The following is a 19,032-nucleotide window of genomic DNA, read 5'->3' on the forward strand; positions in this document are numbered from 1 at the left end:
GGAGCCTCCTTTTGGGCAGGTGAAGTTTAGTCTCAGACATGCTGCTTCTGATCCAGACTCATGTGCTGGGGACAAACCAGACGGTTGCCCTTGCCTTCATACAGCCACAAAATAGCGGTCACTCCACGCGGGTAATATTTGCTGCCATGGGCAATTCCGGAGAGCATTTGGTCGCTCCAGCACCAGTAGGATTCCTCGGGGTGAAGGAGCCATGAGACATGAGCGGCATCTGCGGCCTGCCCCGCTTTCTCCCAAGGCAGTTCCAGCAGCTCGCGGGCAATAAACTGCGACAGATAGATTTTACTCAGCCAGGAATTGTTACTGGTCGAGGACAGCTTCCAGCCCCCGTCTTCGAACAGGCAGATACCTGGTACTAATACAGTTTCCAAATGGCGGCGCAGTGCCTGGATATATCCGCCGAACCGTCCATCAGGCTTAAGCGCGTCCTCACAGCCTGTAAAGTAAGGGAAGATTAGTCCCTCAATCGCAGGGATAATCTGCGAATCATTGCCCTCCTGAATAACGGCTGGAATATAGCCCTTGTCTGTCATGTGGGTTGTGATTGCCGCTGCACATTTGTCCGCCTGTAGGCCAGCCTCCCGTGAAAGAGAGTCAAGTCCTTCTGCGGCAAATACCTTTTCCAGCGCAATATATACCGCCCAGCATTTGCTGCCCAAATAAATGTTGTTGCGGGACTGGCCCAAGGATACGTCCAGACTATCGTAGGTCGTAATTTCCGCGCCTCCAAGGGTTCTGGAGCTGTCCAGGCCCATTAAGCCGTTACGTTGTGCGGGGTCTGGATGATCCCGCTGCAACATGCTATCGAAGCACTCACGCAGGGTAGGCAGCATACGTGTCGTAAATGACCGATCCTGTGTCTGTTCGATATATACCGTGGCGCAGCATAGCCAGTTCACCAGCTCTTCGTGGCTCATGTAAGAGAAGCAGCCGTCAATCCCTGCCAGCTCATAACAGGAATACCCCTGTCGTGAGAACACATTCGCCACGCCCATATCATGCGTAAACGCAATCCCGCCCGGATGGGTCTGTTCCTTTCCCGGAAAGCGTACCTCATCCCGATAGCTGTACCTTTGGACGAACCATTCCAGCTCGTTGCGTACCGTCCACGGGTTCAAAATCAGTTCATAGTAGAGCTGATCCGCCGTCAGATCGAGCGTATTCATCATCCGATACTCGCCTTCGTTCACAATCCAGATCGGTTCTCCGTCCGCTTGGTGACTGAGCAACTGGGTGCTGCCGTAGTAGCTGTGAATGGCCTGAGCGAGCATGAATTCCTGATCCGGGCTCAAGCTTGCCGATTCCATCCAGCGATTAGCCTGGACACAGGCTGCGGTCAGGTCTGCAAAATGCTCCAAGGCATAGCTCCCCACGTCTTCAATATCCTTGAATAGCCGGGTGTAGTAATACGTCGCTTCGATGCCTGTCGTCACGATGCCACCGCGATAGAAACATATGGCGAAGGAATACGTGCGTTTTTCGCCTGCCGGAACATTCATGAGGAGTGCACCCGTCATACCCAGACCAAAGGATAAATTCTCGGCCATAGTCTCCCCGAGCAGCTTCTCCAGTGCAAATCCACTGGCAGGTATTGCATCGCTGCTATTGGTCACAATGGCTGTGCTGCGCCCTTGGCCAATGCCCGTGAGTCTCTCAGAGCGGGTGGAATCGGTAGCGTCCCTGCGAGGGTCTTCTCCTACAATACGTATGCCGCTGTACGGATCACTGCCCTGATAGCCGAAAAAAGCCCTCCGCGCAGCAGTCCCCTGCGTGTTATCGACCGTTAGCTCGGCAAATACCGCCGGAACCAGCGCTGCCCGCAGTTCGCTTTCATCCGCAGCTCCCGGCTCGGGCACCGGGCGAACCGGAGAGTACAGCCGGAATGTTAAATCCCCGGCCTGCCATGTATCCGTTCCCGCTTTCAGCTCACGGGTAATGTCCTGATCGGCAAAGGCGATGAGCAGCGGCTCCATTTTTTTATCCTTTTTCTCCACATCATAACGGGTACTTTCGTCCTGTGCAGAAGCAAAAAAAGGAAAGGCTTCGTATACGCTGCCGTCTCTGGATTGCAACCCGATGTATACATTTTCATCCGCAGGCTTTCCGAGCTCCAGGCCGAGTCCACCCCGATTGCCTTTAAACCCGAGCGTAAAGCTAGAAAAGGCCCCGATAGGTGAGTGTTGCGTGTTATAAAATATATTTTTCGTCATATCATGAAACCCCTTTCAAAATAATGAATGACTTACATATACAAAAGTATTTTGCAGCATGCTCATATATTCGCCATATGCTATACTCACTTGATCTCACATAGAGCCTAGCATGCTACGCTCGGAGGAACCATTGTCAAATCGCGCAGTAATTTATCCAAATCGCGCTAAACACGATATACTGGAGTAAAATCCTATGCATGCAAGGAGGGAAAACATGTTATCACCACGTTTACCGAAGCGTCCGGATCATCCAGACCTTACGGCTACTGGAGAGGAATTCTTTTTTCCCGATGTGCGGACGACGGTCAATCTGTTTGCCATCCATACGCGAAGTGTCGGAAGAGACTGGAGCTATCCTCCACATGAGCATCCCCAATATGAGATTAACATCGTGCTTGCGGGAGAACAGGTCATGGTTGTGGATGGTCGCAGCTATACGCAGCGTGAGGGTGATCTGGTACTTCTGCGCCCGGGAATCGTCCATTCCAGCCATAGTAACGGAGAAGGCTTTACGTATTTTTGCATGCATTTTGATATTGATGATAAGCTGTTTCTTTCGCTGCTGAGCCGTTTGGAGCAAGTGCTGTTCCCGGCCGAAGGCGCGGTAGCGAGGCAGATGGGACCCGCGCTGAGCAAGCTGCTCGATCTTTCTGTGCCAGAAGGCATGGGAGCGGGCGGTGATTCGGTGGCCAAGCGTATGCGGATTCAGTCCGCTGTATTTGAGCTGTTTGCCACGTTGTGGGAGGCGGTATCAAGCGAAGCGGCACATCTGCCAGGGCGCGGATACGTGCAGGCAGAGCTTGCCCATCAGATTGCCAGTCGTCTTCAGGGCAGGGTGAATCAACCTTTTGGGCAAGTCGGCTCAGTGGAAAAACAGGACGGGATCGAGGGGATTTCATCGGAGCTGGGCATTAGTGTGTCCCATTGTAACCGTGTATTCAGGAGTGTTTTTGGCGTATCTCCCCGTGTATATCTGTCCGGGCTTGTCCTGCATGAAGCCAAGCTGCTGTTGGCTGACCCGCAATGGTCGGTGCAGCAAATTGCTGACATGCTAGGCTACGGAGATATTGCGCATTTTAGCAGACAATTCAAACGTTGGTCCGGTCAGTCACCGACCTCCTATCGCAAAAGTACAGTGCAGGAAAACCCGTCCGAATAAAAATATGTATACACCTAAAATAGTTGTACTTCCAATTGAACAATCAGAAGAAGGAGGAAGTGCAGGCGTTTTTTGAAAAGGTCGGAGCCTTCGACCATCTGTTCACACAGGCGCGAGCTATTCACGCGGTCCGATCACCATAGATACGGAAAAGGCGAAGACTCCGTTTGAGGGGAATTTCTGGCCGCAATATTTTGCCGCCAAGCATGCGGTGCCGCATATCTCCAAGGACGGCTCGATCGTCCTCATGTTCGGGGCTTTCAGCCAGCGGCCGATGGGCTTTGGTGGTGGCTACATGCTGATTTAAACCACAGGCAGCTCATAGATGAACGCAGGGCCCGTCCAACATCGTCTATAACGTGTTGGAAGAGTTTTCTTTTTGCATTAACTTTTTAAGTTGAGATACACGCCCTTGTGAGACCCCAAGCCATTGTGCATATTCGTATTGTCTGGCACGGGGATGCTCCTGCATAAGCTCTCTAAGGCGTCCAAGTAATTTTTCTGCCGACTGATTCGTTCTTTGTGTGTGTATATGTTCTTGAACGGAAGGAGCTGGTATGGGGCAACAATCGATATTTTTCTTTAATTTCTGGGTGCAGTCTATGCATAAAAATGAAGCTCTGTAATATGTCAGGTGTTCAACTGTGCCACACAGCTTGCAGGTGACACCTGTATACTTCTTTAAAGCCATAAAGCCTGTTTCCTCATCCACAAAAAATTCTACCGAATCCCCATATTCAATACTCATAGTCATCCGCATTTCCTTGGGAACAACGATTCGACCCAAAGTATCCAACGAGCGTGTCATACCTGTGTTCTTCATAATCTACCTCCTATTAAAAAGATGATAAGTAATAAAATAGTAGTATTCATTGTTGTTCCAAAAGATGGTACTATGGTGAACAGGAAAACATTTCATAATAATATGAATTTTTGAACTACATAGATTCAGTTACTAGGTTCCAGACCCCAGAGTCCACATTGAAAGGGTGGTTTATTCATGGAAATCACACCTACGATAAGAGCAGAATTAGAAAAGTATCTGAAGCAACAAGACCTGAGCAAGACCGAGTTTGGGCATATCGCAGGATTAAACCCGGGTACAGTGAGTGGAATTGTAACGGGCAATCGGTCCATCTCTGTTAATCAATTGGATCGTATAACTTTAGCTATGGAGCAATCCGCAGACCATTTTTATGATCGTTATGTTAAAGAATGTATTGAGGAAGAACCGCTGAACTGGCGAAGAATTAGCCCTTTTTTGTACCGCTGTGTGGAACTGGATCGGCTGGATTGCTTGCAGCGAGTTGTCTTTCTGCTGCTGGATAACCCTATCTATCCTCTGTTACTCTTTGAAGTAGCCGAGGATATTTTCCAAGACGGTCACAATGCAGCAGCGGCGTTCCTTTATAAAAATGTCGCCGAGAGTGAAAAACATCAGCATTCTGAGCGACTTGCGGTGTGTCAGTATCGCCTGTTTAAGCTTGCGATTGGGAAGGATCAAGCGATTAATCTCGAAGCAGCAAATAAATTTGAACCTTTTGTCAATCGTTTGGATGAAATAACTCAGCTTAATGCTTTAAAAGACTTGGCGAATATCTACAGATCATTGGGTTACTGGGACAAGGTGTTTACATTTGCTCAGGAAATGGGAAGACTAGGGAAAATACAATATGACCTAAAGCATAAATCTGAACGCAAGGAACAAGAGTTGCAAATGAAGCCTAATGATGGACCGTTGTTTGCATACATAGCCTACTCAGATCTGTTGTGTGCAAATGTGTGTGATGCCCAAGGAGACCATGCCCAGGCTTTAGAACATTTACGTGCATATACGGATTTAAGTTGGGTAAAGGAAAAGGACTCCGATACCCTTCATTGGATTGGTTTATTTCAGCAATGGGCAAAAATTAATACGTACGTAAATAGACTTATGTCTGGAGATATTAGTGTGCTGCCGGATTATGTAGAGTATATAGCCGGCGAAAAAGAAATTTTTGCTGAACTTTTGAACATCATCGAAGCAGCTAATCGCTTCAATTTAGATGTGGATCATATCCTTCAGCGCTTTGAGCCTCAAATTACAGCTTATCAAGAACCCACATCTGAAGGCATGTATACACAGCAGGTTTTACCAGAAGAGTATGTTCGGTTTTGGTACAAGCTTGCTAAGTACAGCCTAAATAAAGGAAGATATCCTTATGGTTTCAAATGTTTAATACTCGCTTTTGAAAAAGCTGTTACAATTAACCATGTACTACTTATCTCCAATTGTACTGGCTTGTTTGACCGTTTTAGAGCGCAGACAGCTCCTGAAACACTGGCTCAGTACGAAAAAATGTCTCAGGAGGTGTGGGAAAGAAATGATCAAAAAGATGGCTTTGTTCTTGGTAGTAATTAGCTCTTTGTTGGTATTCGCAGTACAAGTTCAAGCTGTACCTCCAAGCTCCGGCACGATCCAAACCCAAGGACATGTGGGTGGATTCTAATCCAAGTTATAACTGTTCTACTATTGACCAGCTTCAAGTGCTGGTCTTTTTTTGTTTCAAATTTTTTTTGAATGAAAAAATGGATAATTCATATTTACTCATTCCATCCTAAAATGAGATTCATTGGGAGGGAATTTGAATGAAGACGTATGAAATGTTACATCAACAATTAGAGAATGCCAGACAGCTGCTTTATGATCTGTGTAACCAGTACGGTTTTGGACACACCTCTGTGCTTGAGCAATCTATGCGCTTAGACGAACTCATTAACCAGTACAACCGCATCTTCCAACCCTCCTTATGCAAAACTAATTCTCCTAACGAGTAATGAAACTGATTATATCACAATAACTATAAAATGCCTTATATGAAATAAAAATACATTCGAAAGTCAAAAAATGTAATAAACTGTGTGGAGAAAGCTAAGTTCAATCAATCCATTTATACCAGATAAGGAATGATATAGTATGTTGAAAAAAGCAGTTAATACCATACTCTTTGCTGTGATTTTCTTTGTAACAGTAGATCAGGCAAATGCTGCTCCCCCTCAATATTTGTACAATCTTGTCCTTAAAGTAAACAATGTTGAAGTCACTGCTGATGCCAATCCTTATATCGAACGGGCAACCAATACAACGTATGTTCCTATTAGATTTGTATCAGAGAATTTGGGTGAAACTGTAAGTTGGAATAGAGAGAAGCAGGAGGTTACAATTCGTTCTGGAAATGGTCAAATCGTGCGTCTGATTATTGGAAGTAGAGTAGCTTATGTAAATGATAAAGAAAAACCAATGCCTGGTGCGCCTGTTATGCCAGTATCTCCTAACCGTGTGATGGTGCCGCTCAGATTTGTTTCAGAAGTGGTGGGTGCGACTGTAGACAGTACTCAAAGAAATGAGACTATATATGTAAACATTACTAAGGCCATATCTAAGTAGAAGCTGGCTTGGTTGGTTGTCTTAGGAGGAATTCTGATAGTAATGGCTACAGGTTCCAATAAATTTTAATTTTTCAATTTTCTAATCAAACGATCCAAAACGTATCCAATAAAATACCAGAAAACTAGTGTAGTGAAGTAAACGACGGCTATGGGGATGTCTGCTTTCCGCACAGCTTATTACCACAAACTAGCTTAGATGCCGGTTCATTTACCTGTTCCATTCTAAAAAAGAAGCCGCGAGATGATTAACAGCATTCTGATCGTGGCGGCTTCTGGGGATTTTTTCACTACATTTTTTTCACTAGACGTAACACTGCGTAGCCGTATCCCTCCGGGAAATGCAGCTGATAATTCCTGCTTTGTTTCATGACCCTACAGCCAATCAGATTGGCCATGCCTCTTCAGGTACTCCGTATTGTGAGAAAATATAATCTCTGGACTCATTGGCTGAATTGCGTAAACGTTGGACGTCTACATGCAGCATTTTTCCATTTCGTTTGACAGCTTTTCCAGCCACAAACACCGAATCGATGTTGCTTGTGTTGGCACATTGCACAACAGCACCGATCGGATGATTGACCGGAAACATATTCAGATTGTTGGTTCGAATCATAATCAGATCAGCTTCTTTCCCCGGAGTTAACGTACCGATCTTATGATTCAGTCCCAAGGCTCGGGCGCCGTCAATCGTCGCGAATTCTAAAATGTCCCGTGCGGAAATGGTGAATTCCACCGGCATTTTTCCTTTGGCGAGGATTTTCTCGTTGATTCTGGAACGTTCTGCCTGCAAAGCGAACTTCATTTGTGCAAACATGTCTCCACCGGTTGATACGACGACATCGACTCCTAATGAGGGTCTTCCTCCGTTCTCCATAAACAACCCTGTAGCCGGGTAGCCATGTCCCATCATCATTTCGATTTCCGGAGTTACGGAAATGGAGGCGCCCGAATCTGCGATTAGCTTATACTCCTCATAGCTGAGTGTATTGGCATGGGCAAAGTTAAGGTCTGGTCCAAGCAGTCCGGCCTTATGCAATTTTTCAATCGACCGATCCACCGAACCCCATGTCCCGAACCCTAAATGCATTGTACACAGCACACCGAGCTCCCGAGCGAATCGAATATCATCGACTGCTGTTTCCCATGCGCTAAATTCTGGTCCTCTTATGGCCAACCCCATGGTAAGCAACTGGTCATCTGATGAGAAATACTGCTTTTTCACCCGTCTGCTGTCATCGGATTGTCGTATCTGGCTTTCTCTGGACCAATATTCGGCGTCTCCAGGAGCTCCGTGGGCAAAGACCGCTCGTGTTCCCGATTCTTGCAGGCCCCGGATCAGCTCATCCGTATGTTCGGGTGAATTAATCATCGACCAATCCAGTAGTGTGGTAACCCCTGCATCCAACGCTTCCAGCGCACCCAGCAGATTGGCTACATACCCATCCTGCGGACGTAATTTAGCTCCAATATTCCCATAGTACATACGCCCCAGGTACTTTTCGAGCGACCAATCGGCACCTACATTACGAACGACAGATTCCCAGGTGTGGCGATGTGTATCCACGAATCCTGGCATCACAATCATGTTTGCAGCGTCAACAACTTCACAATCGGATGCTTCCAACTCCGGTTGAATAGCGACAATTTTTGTTCCCTCGATAAGAATATCCGCTTTTTTAAAATCACCCAGGGTCTTATCGAGCGTGAGTACACAGCCGTTTTGGATTAATAAACGATGGTCCATGCTTTTATCTCCTTTTTTTGTTGTTAGATGACTTGTTTCTGTGACCTTTCTTAAAATAGGTATTTAACCTATATATGTATATTGTAAAGCCTGATGATATAAATCACAGCATACTTATTTCGTGCAGGGACCAGAATATACACCAAAAAGCCTACCTGCCGATCATCGGCAGATAGACTTTTGCAAAAGTACCCTAGTCTGATAGGGATTAGCGTTCCCATGCTTCTGTGCGCAGTTGCTGCTGGCGGGTAAATAATACCGGATAAATAAACAGGCTGAGCAGCACGCTGGTCAGAATCGCAGAGGTCATGGTGGTAAATACAATCAGCAGCTGCAAACGAACGGCGGCAATGGGATTGGCTCCTGCGATGATCTGCCCGGTCATCATACCGGGTAGCTGGACCAGCCCCAGCGTTTTCTGTCCCTCAATGGTTGGAATCATACTGGAACGTATGCAATCCTTGAGTATGGGAAAGATGGCTTGTCTTGGTGTGCCGCCCAGTGCCAGGATAAGCATGATTTCAGGCTTGCGCAGCAGGACCTCTGACTTGAGTCGGGACACCAGCAGGCTGGACAAAATCATGGAGCTGCCAATGATCATGCCGCTAATCGTAATCATATACCTGGCTGTCGCCGGTATGATATGCAGGCTAATCAGGAATGCCTGTGTAACGATTTCCACACACAGCAGCGTCAGAAATGATTTCCACATGAGACCGGGAATAAATCGTCCTTTGCGTGCCACATTTTGGGAGGCTACGGTAATCATGAGCAGAATGAACAATACGATAAATCCGTAGCTCTGCATCCCGAAAATCAAATGTAATACATAACCGATAGCCAGCAACTGAACGGATGCTCTGATGGTGGCGATAATAATATCCCGATCCAGGCCAAGCTTGAAGGATTTGGACATGACGATGGCAATAAATACAAAACCGAGGGAAAGAATCAGGGCAACAATCGTCATACCCATTCTCCTGCTATGAACCTGCGAGTTTCATTGTGCTGTGGCGCATGGAAAAAAGCCTCGGTATCCGCTTGCTCCACGAGCTTTCCGTCGATCATCAGCCATGTTTCGTGGCCCACTCTGCGGGCTTGTTCCATATGATGCGTAATCCAGATCATGGTCGTTCCCTCTTCCTTGTTCATTTGCAGCAGCAGATCCTCAACCTCTTTAACCGAGGCGGGGTCCAGTGCGGAGGTAATCTCATCCAGCAGTAAAATATCCGGGCGGTTGGCGAGCGTCCGGGCCAAGGCCAAGCGCTGTCTTTGACCACCGGACAGATCCTGCGCTTTCTGATCCAACAGGTCGTGGGTGAGCCCTACGCGTTCCAACAGGCCGGACGGATCATGCAGTACCGTACCGTGCAGCCGCTCTGCAGTTTGGAGATTGTACAGGACGGTTCCTTGCAGCATGGGAGCATCCTGAAAAACCAATGCTACTTTCCGTCTCAGTTCAGGGATTTCCCACTCGGATACAGGCTTGCCGAATACACTGATTTCTCCTTCATCCGGTGATAGTAAAAGGTTACACAGTGAGAGCAGTGTACTTTTGCCAGACCCGGACGGGCCGACGAGCGTGGTGATTTTGCCGGGAGAGACTTTTGCCGTAATTCCGTTCAGGACAGCACGTTGCCGCTCAGATCCGGTAAAATACTTGGTGATGTGCTTAAATTCAATCGCTGGAAGTGGTATGGAATCCATAGATATAGTGTTCTCCTTTATAGAGGATCAAGAAAGTTATCAGACCCGCTTTATGAGCTTATTTCTTTTATTATATCAGTAATGGCTGACATACTCTTCCTCTAAAAGGGTCCAATAAAAAGGCCCGGTGTACGGCAACTGTTGCAAACAGCATTGTCTTTGTATAGACTAACAGGATTAGTTAAAATGAAAATAGGGTTCGATAAAAGGAGACATAGGGATGTCACCGAGAAACGGAGTAAAGCTGCAAGATATTTTACAAGCTGCCGAGGATATTGCCAATGAACGGGGGATGGGGGAGGTCACGCTCACCACGCTGGCGCAAAAGCTGCACATTCGTCCTCCGTCCTTGTACAACCACGTAGACGGATTGAACGGACTGCGTCAGGTACTGGCACTGCATAGCCTTGAGCAATTAGAGGAGGCTTTGACAAGTGCGGCGGTTGGCAGAGCGGGTGATGATGCTTTGACTGCGATGGGGAGAGCGTACATGCGATATGCTCGCGAGCGACCCGGACTGTATGAAGCGATGCTGTATGCAACCGACCGCAAGGATACTGAATTGAGGGACGCTGCGGATCGCGTGGCAGAGCTTGTCATTTCTGTCTTGTCCAATGGCTACGGATTCAAGGAGGAGGATTGTATTCATGCAGCCAGGGGATTCCGTAGTCTTCTGCATGGGTTTGCCTCGCTTGAACAGAAGGGGGGCTTTGGTTTACCTGTGGAAGTGGATCGGAGCATTGCAGTGATGATGGATACCTTTTTGGCAGGTCTGCGCGTGCAGCAGCAGCGGAATGCCGGGCTCTCAGAAAACTCCTGAGGTCGAACAAGCCGTAGTCTGCATGATTGCCTCCTTGATACGAAGGGTAAAATACTGCTGTATAATCATGGAGATGAAACTGCGAATACAGGAGGGATATGAGTGAATGTACTGGTAATCGGTGCCAATGGTAAAGTGGGCAGACATCTCGTTCGCCTATTGGGGCAAAATGAATTACATCGTGTAAAGGCGTTGATCCGCAATCGGGATCAGGCCGAGGCGCTTGAGCGTTTGGGAGCGGAAACGGTGATAGCTGACCTTGAAGGGACGGTTAGCGAAATTGCCGTAGCCGTAAAAGGCAGCGATGCTATCGTGTTCACGGCAGGCTCCGGTGGGAAAACAGGAGCAGATAAAACCCTGCTCATTGATCTCGATGGAGCGGTCAAAGCGATGGAGGCTGCCGAACAAGCGGGTATCCGCCGCTTCATTATGGTCAGCGCCCTGCATGCAGAGAAGCGGGAGCAATGGCCCGAGTCGATTAAGCCGTATTACGTGGCGAAGCATTATGCAGACCGTCTGCTGGAAGCGAGCAATCTGGATTACACCATCCTTCGTCCGGGCGGGCTGACAGATGAGCCGGGGAGCGGTAAAGTCGCTACCGGGGATCATCTTGGCAGCCACTCTATTTCCCGTGAGGATGTGGCCGCGACCGTAGTAGCTGTACTGGATGAACGGCAGACGTATCAACGTGCGATTGATTTGGTGTCAGGCAGTACGCCTATTGCCGAGGCTGTTCGGCAAGGTTGATGAATCGAAAGGTATTTGTATTACATGATAGAGAGGCCGACCCGGAAGCAGGATTCCGGGTCGGCCTTTTTGCTGCTTTTTAACCGGCCAGAATGATAGCCCAAAGATACCGTTCGCTGCGAAATAACGCTGCAGTTGCTAAACCAAAGATAATTGTTCAGCGCTATGTGATAAATACAAGTTCCAGATGAATATGAAAGAAAAAATTTGATTCGAACTAATGATATTATTTATAATACTAATATGATTAGTTTTATAAAACAAGGAGATGAGATGAATGCGTATCGTTCAGGTGCAACATGTGTATCAATTGACGTTTATGCCCCGGTTGTTCCCGGTGAACTGCTACTTGGTGGAGGAGAACGATGGGTTCACCCTGATCGATGCCGGATTGCCTTACAGTACAAAAGGTATAGAACAGGCTGCTGCGCGGATGGGGAAGCCGATTATGCGAATTGTACTCACCCATGCCCATCAGGATCATGTGGGTGCGTTGGATCGGTTAAAAGCAAGGCTCCCTGCTACGCAGGTGTTCATTTCCAGACGAGATGCGCGGCTGCTGCGGGGTGATGTGTCGTTGGAGGCGGGTGAACCGGATACTCCCATTCGGGGCAGTGTGCCGAAAGGCATTCTTACCCGGCCTGATGTTTTGCTGGAGGATGGGGACCATGTAGGCTCGCTGCTGGCGATCAGCGTCCCGGGGCATACACCGGGCTCGATGGCATTTCTGGACACTCGCACCCGTGCGTTGATTGCAGGTGATGCCTTCCAGGTCCGGGGTGGTGTGGCGGTGTCGGGAAGGATCAAGCCGCTGTTTCCATTTCCCGCACTGGCCACCTGGAACAAGGAACGCTCGCTGGAAAGCGCCAAAAAGCTCGCGCATCTCAAGCCGTCCTTATTGGCTGTCGGGCACGGCAACATGCTGCAGCATCCGCAGACTCAACTGGCAAGGGCAATTAAGGATATGGAGCAGAAATGCACAGCGCAATGATCCCATATTCAGCCAACATTCAGCCAGAACTCACAAAGTCCTAAGCTAAGGCAGATACAATATGAGGAAAATAGAAACAGAGAGAGGTGCATCGGATTTGAACATTTGGAAAGCGAACGGTCTGAAATATATCCTTCTATGTAGTCTCATATTGTGTGCTGTCGTGAGTGTCGTTTCTTTATGGAGTTATTCGGGTAGCTCGGCGTCCCAGTCCGCCGCTTTTAGGCAGGGCCCGTCCGGCGGATTCGGGGGAGGACCTGGCGGGGGCATGGGAGGACCGGGGCAACGTCCCTCCAACGGTCAGACTGACGGAAATCGTGGAGCAGGAAGTGCAGCAGGGCAGGATCAGGGCGCAGCTTCAACATCTACGGATGCGACGAGCAGCTCTGACAGCAAGAACCAGGGGATGACAGGTCAAGCCGCCGCGCCGTCCACCCAGAATACATCGACTTCGGGTGACAAAGGTACAACGGCCGGGAATGACAATTCCACATCCGGGGGCAATGGTGCTACTAGAGACGGGCAGCACCGAGGTCCGGGCGGCATGTCCGGCAACGGCCCTGGCATGGGCGGCCCTGGCGGCGGTATGGGGGGTGGAAGAAGTGGAAACTCTTCATCTGCTTATGCAACTCCGCTGGCGATCTTTGCCGCTTTATTCTTCGGTGTGTTCGTGTTTATTGCGTACCGTTTTCGGGCACGGGAATGGAAGCTCGGGGAACGTAACCGGGGGCTGATGCTGTGGACCGTGCTGGGTGCGGGATTCTTTTTAAGAATGGCGATCGCCCCATGGATCTCGGGTCACATGGATTTAATGCTATTCCGTAACTGGGCTATGACGGCAGCGGATAGCTTATCGGGCTTTTACACGAACGGATCAAGTGATTATCCGCCGTTCTATATCTATATTTTATATGTGATCGGTAAAATCGGCTCTACAGATGCTTTCAGTCCTTATATGTCTGTGCTGCTGCGGCTTCCGAATATATTAGCCGATATCGTGACAGCGTACATGCTGTACCGGCTGGCCAGCAAACGGGTCGGCTATGCAATTAGCCTCGGGCTGGCTATATTCTATGTGTTTAACCCGGCTGTATTTATCAATTCGACCTTCTGGGGTCAGGTAGATTCATTCTTTACCATGCTGATTGTGGGCATGATTGTGCTACTGGTGGAAAACCGGATCGGCTGGTCCACCGTATTGTTTACGATAGCGGTATTGATGAAGCCACAGGGGATTATTTATGGGCCGGTTCTGTTCTTTGAGCTGCTGAGACAGCGTAAAATACAGCCTTGGCTTTTGGCCGTCGGCGGAGCGGTTGTGACGACCATTCTGGTCATATTGCCTTTTTCGTGGGGGCAGGAGCCATTATGGCTGCTTGATTTATACAAGGGAACGGTTGGCGAATATCCGTATGCTTCCGTGAACGCGTATAACTTCTTCGCACTGATTGGCGGCAATTATACGCAGGATACTACGACGTTGTTCCTGCTCAGCTACCATACATGGGGTATGATCTGCATTGTACTGGTGACTTTGTTTACGTGGTGGATGTATATCCGCAGCCGGAAACCACAATTTGCGGCAGCGGCTGCTCTGGTGCTAATTGCAGGTGTATTTACCTTTGCTTCCAGCATGCATGAACGATACTTGTTCCCTGCCGCTGCGTTGGCGGTACTGGCGTATCTGTATTTGCGGGATCGAAGATTTTTGTGGCTCGCGGGTGGATTCAGTCTTACGATTTTCCTGAACACCTTTGATATTTTCTATAGCTCCAATTCCCGGGATCAGTACGGTATCATATTGTGTGTGACCTCGTTGTTGAACGTGCTACTGTTTGGGTATTTGGTCAAAGTCGTATGGGATTGCTCCAAATCCAACACGATGGAGGCTGCTCCTGCCAAGGACATGGTTCTACCGGAGCTTCCATTGGAGCAATTAGGGGGGAGACCAGCGTCGCTATCGCCAAGGGTAAAGTAGAAAATCAATCGTATAAGGGAATATAGTTCCTTTATCTGCTGATTGAGTGAGGGGCGGTCACCACACAGGTGATCGCGCATCCTCCAGAGCCAGCGCCAACGCTCGGCTATTTATTAGTTAGACACCTTCATTTAAAGGAACTTATTTCAGATCATTTTTAAATTCCTGATAAACTTCCGGTAAAATCGCTCTTAAGTTAGTGAACTCCTTCATATTATGTTCCAGTAATTTTATAATTATTGATTCAGGTATCAGCTTTACTGGCGGTAATAGCTTTTTTTTCGGCTTTCCGTCTTTAATACAATAGCCCATCCAGAAACGTGTTCTTAATTCACATCCATTTTCCGTTGGGCGCAAAAAGTGGCACATAATTACCGGGTTTTTCTCATTGCCGGCACAAACAATTGTGCCTTCAAATTTTTTAAGCTGCGTTTCGTCAAAACCAATATCTTTTGGTGCTCTAAAATTGATTTCTATTTTTTCTTTGCCGCTACCAATATCTTCAATGACATCGTGAATGGTGTCCCAATACCGTTCTTTCATTGATAATTGTGTATCTTTTGCTTTTTCAGGATGTCGTGTCAAACAATAATAATGATCTTCCGGATCCCAAATTTTATACCTCATCGGTTCAAGTCCGTGCCATGCAATCCACCAGTCAAACATGTCCACAGTAACTCCTGGCATATCCGTTATATTTGCCATCGTTAACGTGCCATCTTCCATACGAGTCCATCCAAACTCTCCTGGAAGATAACCGTCTTTAAATAAATCATTCATATTTTCCACCTTTAAAGCAGTTTCAGGTGTTAGTGGATTGTTTCCCAACATTTCCAGTTTTTCTTCTGGGATCGGCGCCATATCCCTCATAAAATAATATTTGTAATACGGTGACTTTTTTTCTTCTTCACTAATGGGTACTTTACTCATTTTCTACACTCCTTCGTTTTTTGGTTCAAGCTCTTTGCCCCCATAAACCACTCCTGTATCTGATGTTTTTATCTTGTAGAACTAACTATATCCAAGATTGATTTTATTGAGAAATACTTTAAAATTTATACTAATATAAGTTTTTTCTTATGGGAGAGTTCTATGACACAAAAACAATTAGAATATTTTATAGCCATCGCTACAACAAAAAGCGTAACAAAGGCCGCACAAAAGCTATATGTCAGTCAACCTGCACTCAGCAGTCACATTAAACAGCTGGAAACTGAATTAAAAACGCAGTTGTTTATCAGAAACCATAGAAGTATAGAACTGACACCGGCCGGTGAGCTTTTTTTAATCCGTGCCAGAGAACTTTTAATCCATCAGCAGAATATTATCAATGAAATTCAGGCGTTTTCCAAATCTCAGCAATCAAACCTGCGTCTTGGTTTTATGACCGGAAATATTTATCGAAATATTCCAGATTTACTTGTCACTTATAAACAGGCTAATCCTTCATTTAGCTACAGCATTACCAGTACCAGCAGTTCCAAAGTATTTGAAGGAGTCAAAAATCATACATTTGATATAGGCTGTATGCTCACTTTTTATGACAATACCCAAGAAAATCCTTTTGGTGGTCTTGCTTACGAGGAATTAATTACAACATCCATTTATGCGGTTCTCCCAAATATCCATCCCTTTGCCAGTAAAAAAAGCCTGACATTCAAGCAGTTAGCCAACGAAACCGTTATTAGCACTGAAATAGAGCACGCACCTTATAATCATAAATATATTATTCAAAATGCGAAGAAGTTTAATATGCGCCATAAAAAGGTGATTGCCAACTGTGACATTTCTGATGCACTAAATATGGTTCGTTCTAATCTTGGAATATGTTTTCTGGCTAAGGAGTTTTTACCTGATTCAATAAATCAATTGAAATTTATTCCGCTCAAAGAACAAATCATTGTCAAGTTTGTTTTAATCTGGGACGATCGCTATTTAGATCCCCAGCACCATCAATTAATTGAACACATAAAAAAACAATTTAATAATAGTTGATTGCAAAATGTACAGAACAAAAAAAACCGCTCTTTGGCAAATGGGAAGTGGTCAAGTCACCACAAGCCATAGGCTCAAAGAAGCGGTTTTTATTCAATCCATATATTCGTTCAGTTTCTCTATATCGCAGATGGTAATCTCTCGTGTACCCTTAGTATGAATAATCCCCAGCTGTTCAAATTTTCCGAATTTGCGACTGATGGTTTCACGTGTGACACCTACGTAATTAGCCATTTCCTCGCGTGAAAGGGGGAGGTTTATTTTAATGTGAGATCCGTCCGGTTTGCCATATTTATGTCCAAGCTCAAGAATCATATAGGCGATGCGGATTTCCGGGTCTTTGGTAGCCAGGCTTTGTGCCAGGTTTTCGGTATGGGCCAAGCGTTTGGTAATCGTTTTGAGCAGCTTCAAAGAGATATCGGGATTGTTGCGGATCAACTCCTCCATATCATCCTTGGTGAGCATACAAATATCAGTATCCTTTAGGGCATACGCACTAAAATTGCTCAGCTCGTCGTTATTAAATATATTCAACTCGCCAAAAAAATCGCCAGTTGTCAGAATGTGCAGAATTTGTTCTTTACCCTGAGGCGTCATCTTCAGCAGCTTGACATGCCCGCTTTTAATAATGTACAACGTATCGGATGCCTGTTCCTCGACAATCAAGGCCTCGCCCTTCTGATATTTGCGGTGTCGGATCATGGAGCTAACCTTACACAAATCTTCGCAGGACAAAGAGGAAAAGATAGGCACTTTGCGGGCACAGGGCTCCTCTGCGCACTGGCAGGGGCAGGACATCTCATTCACATTCATTCACTCCATTCATAAACCGGAAACTAAAAAGTATAGCGTGTTCTTGTTATTCTGTATCATCTACTGGGGCAAAATGGCTCTGATCCTCACCGCAGACTGGACAAACCCAGTCTTCCGGAAGGTCTTCGAACGCTGTACCTGGCATAACGTCTTCATCAGGGTCACCCACAGCAGGATCATAAATGTATCCACAGGGCTGACATACATATTTTTTCATGTTTAGTTCTCCTTGTCATCCTAAAATTTTTGTAAGCTCTGGCGCATCCGGTTTGAGTCCCTGGATAATGGCTGTTTTGTATGGAAGTGAAGCAAGGGCATCCCCAAAACCGATCACGCCGCAGATAGAGCCGTTTTGTATGAACATACGTGTATAAGAAACTTGATTTTCACGGGTCAGGCTGGTGTCACAGACTTGTTCGTCTACCAAACCTATGGAAAACAAGGGGCTTTCATAGCTGTTGGACAGGGTGACAGGGATGGGACGCTGGTAAGCTGCGGAAGCGCCCGCCATATTAGCGCCTGCTATCTTCCCTTGCTCTATAGCACTTTCCCATAATCCATCCACTCTATTCTGAAACTCGGCTACATCACCTGCCGCATATATATTGGCGAAGCTGGTCTCCATCTGTGCATTCACCCGAATGCCGTTTCCAATATCAAGTCCGGCTTGGCGAGCAAGCTCAGTATTAGGCACAATGCCGATAGAATACACGACATGCTCGCAGGGAATAATAGACCCGTCCTGCAGCTCCACGCCTTCTACGTGATCTGTGCCTGTAATACGCTTTACGCCTTGTCCAAGGCTTACCTTGGTGCCCAGTTCGGTAATCCGTTGGGTCAAGATAGCGGAGGCTTTCTCATCCAGTTGGCGGGGCATAAGCCGTTGCGAAGCTTCCAGAATAGTTACGGAATACCCGGCTTGCTGGAAGGACCAGGCGGTTTCTACACCCTGAATACCACCGCCGATGATGCATATCCGGTCTCCTTGTCGCAATTCCGTTTTAAGTTTGTCTGCATCTTGTCGAAACCGGATATTGTGAACATTCCTTAGAGAAGCTCCGTCCAGCAAAAGCTTACGGTTGTGAGCTCCTGTACACAGCAGCAGCTTGTCATAAGCAACGGTTTGCCCGTTGGCTGTTTCGATGGTGCAGTCCTCTGCGTGTATCGCGGTGATCTTTGTGCCGGAATACACATTAATCCGTTGACTGGCAAACCATTTTTCCTTTTTGATCAGGATTTTATCGCTGTGCAGGTCAGTGAATAGTCCCTTGGAAAGCTTGACTCTGTTATACGGCAGGGATGCTTCTTCCCCGTAAATAGAAATTTCGGCCAGTTCATCATGATCCCTGATCGCTTTTGCCGCGTTAATGGCGGCAACGCTCCCTCCGATAATAACGTAATGTTGATTACCCATTCAG

Annotated in this window: 18 protein-coding genes and 1 pseudogene; 10 read left to right on the plus strand and 9 right to left on the minus strand. The window is 47.0% G+C overall.

Features of this window, described 5'->3' with window-relative positions; translation table 11 throughout:
• Positions 1-32 precede the first annotated feature (32 nt).
• Complete coding sequence (locus KQI_RS0112130; RefSeq protein ID WP_010347023.1) at positions 33-2,228, minus strand: glycoside hydrolase family 52 protein; 2,196 nt, start codon at positions 2,226-2,228, stop codon at positions 33-35.
• Positions 2,229-2,445: 217 nt separating this feature from the next.
• Here KQI_RS0112130 and KQI_RS0112135 point away from each other — a divergent pair, with 217 nt between their 5' ends.
• Both KQI_RS0112135 and KQI_RS29245 read left to right on the plus strand, forming a co-directional pair.
• Positions 2,446-3,390: a helix-turn-helix domain-containing protein gene (locus KQI_RS0112135; RefSeq protein WP_010347024.1), complete on the plus strand. Its 945-nt coding sequence runs from the start codon at positions 2,446-2,448 to the stop codon at positions 3,388-3,390.
• A 35-nt stretch (positions 3,391-3,425) separates the two neighbouring features.
• Positions 3,426-3,667: pseudogene (locus tag KQI_RS29245) on the plus strand (Rossmann-fold NAD(P)-binding domain-containing protein); the annotation flags it as partial.
• Positions 3,668-3,742: 75 nt separating this feature from the next.
• Here KQI_RS29245 and KQI_RS0112140 read toward each other — a convergent pair.
• Complete coding sequence (locus KQI_RS0112140; RefSeq protein ID WP_010347026.1) at positions 3,743-4,213, minus strand: AbrB/MazE/SpoVT family DNA-binding domain-containing protein; 471 nt, start codon at positions 4,211-4,213, stop codon at positions 3,743-3,745.
• A 177-nt stretch (positions 4,214-4,390) separates the two neighbouring features.
• Here KQI_RS0112140 and KQI_RS0112145 point away from each other — a divergent pair, with 177 nt between their 5' ends.
• From KQI_RS0112145 to KQI_RS0112155, 3 genes are all read left to right on the plus strand, one after another.
• Complete coding sequence (locus KQI_RS0112145; protein ID WP_010347027.1) at positions 4,391-5,791, plus strand: helix-turn-helix domain-containing protein; 1,401 nt, start codon at positions 4,391-4,393, stop codon at positions 5,789-5,791.
• A 227-nt stretch (positions 5,792-6,018) separates the two neighbouring features.
• Positions 6,019-6,207, plus strand: coding sequence for an aspartyl-phosphate phosphatase Spo0E family protein (locus KQI_RS0112150; RefSeq protein WP_010347028.1), 189 nt, complete (start codon positions 6,019-6,021; stop codon positions 6,205-6,207).
• A gap of 139 nt (positions 6,208-6,346) precedes the next feature.
• Positions 6,347-6,817, plus strand: coding sequence for a copper amine oxidase N-terminal domain-containing protein (locus tag KQI_RS0112155; protein ID WP_010347029.1), 471 nt, complete (start codon positions 6,347-6,349; stop codon positions 6,815-6,817).
• A gap of 384 nt (positions 6,818-7,201) precedes the next feature.
• Here KQI_RS0112155 and KQI_RS0112165 read toward each other — a convergent pair whose 3' ends face one another.
• The 3 genes from KQI_RS0112165 to KQI_RS0112175 form a co-directional block, all read right to left on the minus strand.
• A complete protein-coding gene (locus KQI_RS0112165; protein ID WP_010347030.1) occupies positions 7,202-8,563 on the minus strand; it encodes an amidohydrolase family protein in 1,362 nt (453 codons plus the stop codon).
• A gap of 208 nt (positions 8,564-8,771) precedes the next feature.
• Entirely contained in the window at positions 8,772-9,533 is a 762-nt protein-coding gene (locus tag KQI_RS0112170) for an ABC transporter permease (protein ID WP_010347031.1), read from the minus strand.
• The gene (locus KQI_RS0112175; RefSeq protein ID WP_010347032.1) at positions 9,530-10,270 is read right to left on the minus strand and encodes an ABC transporter ATP-binding protein; all 741 of its coding nucleotides are present in this window, start codon (positions 10,268-10,270) and stop codon (positions 9,530-9,532) included. Before KQI_RS0112175 ends, KQI_RS0112170 begins: the two co-directional genes overlap by 4 nt.
• Before the next feature lie 220 nt (positions 10,271-10,490).
• On the opposite strand from KQI_RS0112175, the gene KQI_RS0112180 reads away from it, so the two are divergent.
• The 4 genes from KQI_RS0112180 to KQI_RS26830 all read left to right on the plus strand — a co-directional run bounded on the left by KQI_RS0112180 (position 10,491) and on the right by KQI_RS26830 (position 14,806).
• Complete coding sequence (locus tag KQI_RS0112180; protein ID WP_010347033.1) at positions 10,491-11,090, plus strand: TetR/AcrR family transcriptional regulator; 600 nt, start codon at positions 10,491-10,493, stop codon at positions 11,088-11,090.
• A gap of 102 nt (positions 11,091-11,192) precedes the next feature.
• Complete coding sequence (locus KQI_RS0112185; RefSeq protein WP_010347034.1) at positions 11,193-11,837, plus strand: SDR family oxidoreductase; 645 nt, start codon at positions 11,193-11,195, stop codon at positions 11,835-11,837.
• Between the two features lie 277 nt (positions 11,838-12,114).
• Positions 12,115-12,828: an MBL fold metallo-hydrolase gene (locus tag KQI_RS0112190; RefSeq protein WP_010347035.1), complete on the plus strand. Its 714-nt coding sequence runs from the start codon at positions 12,115-12,117 to the stop codon at positions 12,826-12,828.
• A 268-nt stretch (positions 12,829-13,096) separates the two neighbouring features.
• Positions 13,097-14,806: a glycosyltransferase 87 family protein gene (locus KQI_RS26830; protein WP_010347036.1), complete on the plus strand. Its 1,710-nt coding sequence runs from the start codon at positions 13,097-13,099 to the stop codon at positions 14,804-14,806.
• Between the two features lie 141 nt (positions 14,807-14,947).
• Here the strand turns inward: KQI_RS26830 and KQI_RS0112200 are convergent, their stop codons facing one another.
• Positions 14,948-15,736 carry a DAPG hydrolase family protein gene (locus tag KQI_RS0112200; RefSeq protein ID WP_010347037.1) on the minus strand — a complete coding sequence of 263 codons (789 nt, stop codon included), beginning with the start codon at positions 15,734-15,736 and terminating at the stop codon, positions 14,948-14,950.
• 162 nt (positions 15,737-15,898) lie between these two features.
• Between KQI_RS0112200 and KQI_RS0112205 the strand changes: the two genes are divergently transcribed.
• Complete coding sequence (locus KQI_RS0112205; protein WP_010347038.1) at positions 15,899-16,801, plus strand: LysR family transcriptional regulator; 903 nt, start codon at positions 15,899-15,901, stop codon at positions 16,799-16,801.
• Positions 16,802-16,894: 93 nt separating this feature from the next.
• Here KQI_RS0112205 and KQI_RS0112210 read toward each other — a convergent pair whose 3' ends face one another.
• From KQI_RS0112210 to KQI_RS0112220, 3 genes are all read right to left on the minus strand, one after another.
• The gene (locus KQI_RS0112210; protein ID WP_050543717.1) at positions 16,895-17,599 is read right to left on the minus strand and encodes a Crp/Fnr family transcriptional regulator; all 705 of its coding nucleotides are present in this window, start codon (positions 17,597-17,599) and stop codon (positions 16,895-16,897) included.
• 61 nt (positions 17,600-17,660) lie between these two features.
• Positions 17,661-17,831, minus strand: coding sequence for a rubredoxin (gene rd / locus KQI_RS0112215; RefSeq protein ID WP_010347040.1), 171 nt, complete (start codon positions 17,829-17,831; stop codon positions 17,661-17,663).
• A gap of 15 nt (positions 17,832-17,846) precedes the next feature.
• The gene (locus KQI_RS0112220) at positions 17,847-19,028 is read right to left on the minus strand and encodes an NAD(P)/FAD-dependent oxidoreductase (protein ID WP_010347041.1); all 1,182 of its coding nucleotides are present in this window, start codon (positions 19,026-19,028) and stop codon (positions 17,847-17,849) included.
• Positions 19,029-19,032 lie beyond the last annotated feature (4 nt).

Origin of the sequence: Paenibacillus peoriae KCTC 3763 (assembly GCF_000236805.1) — a bacterium.
GTDB lineage: Bacteria > Bacillota > Bacilli > Paenibacillales > Paenibacillaceae > Paenibacillus > Paenibacillus peoriae.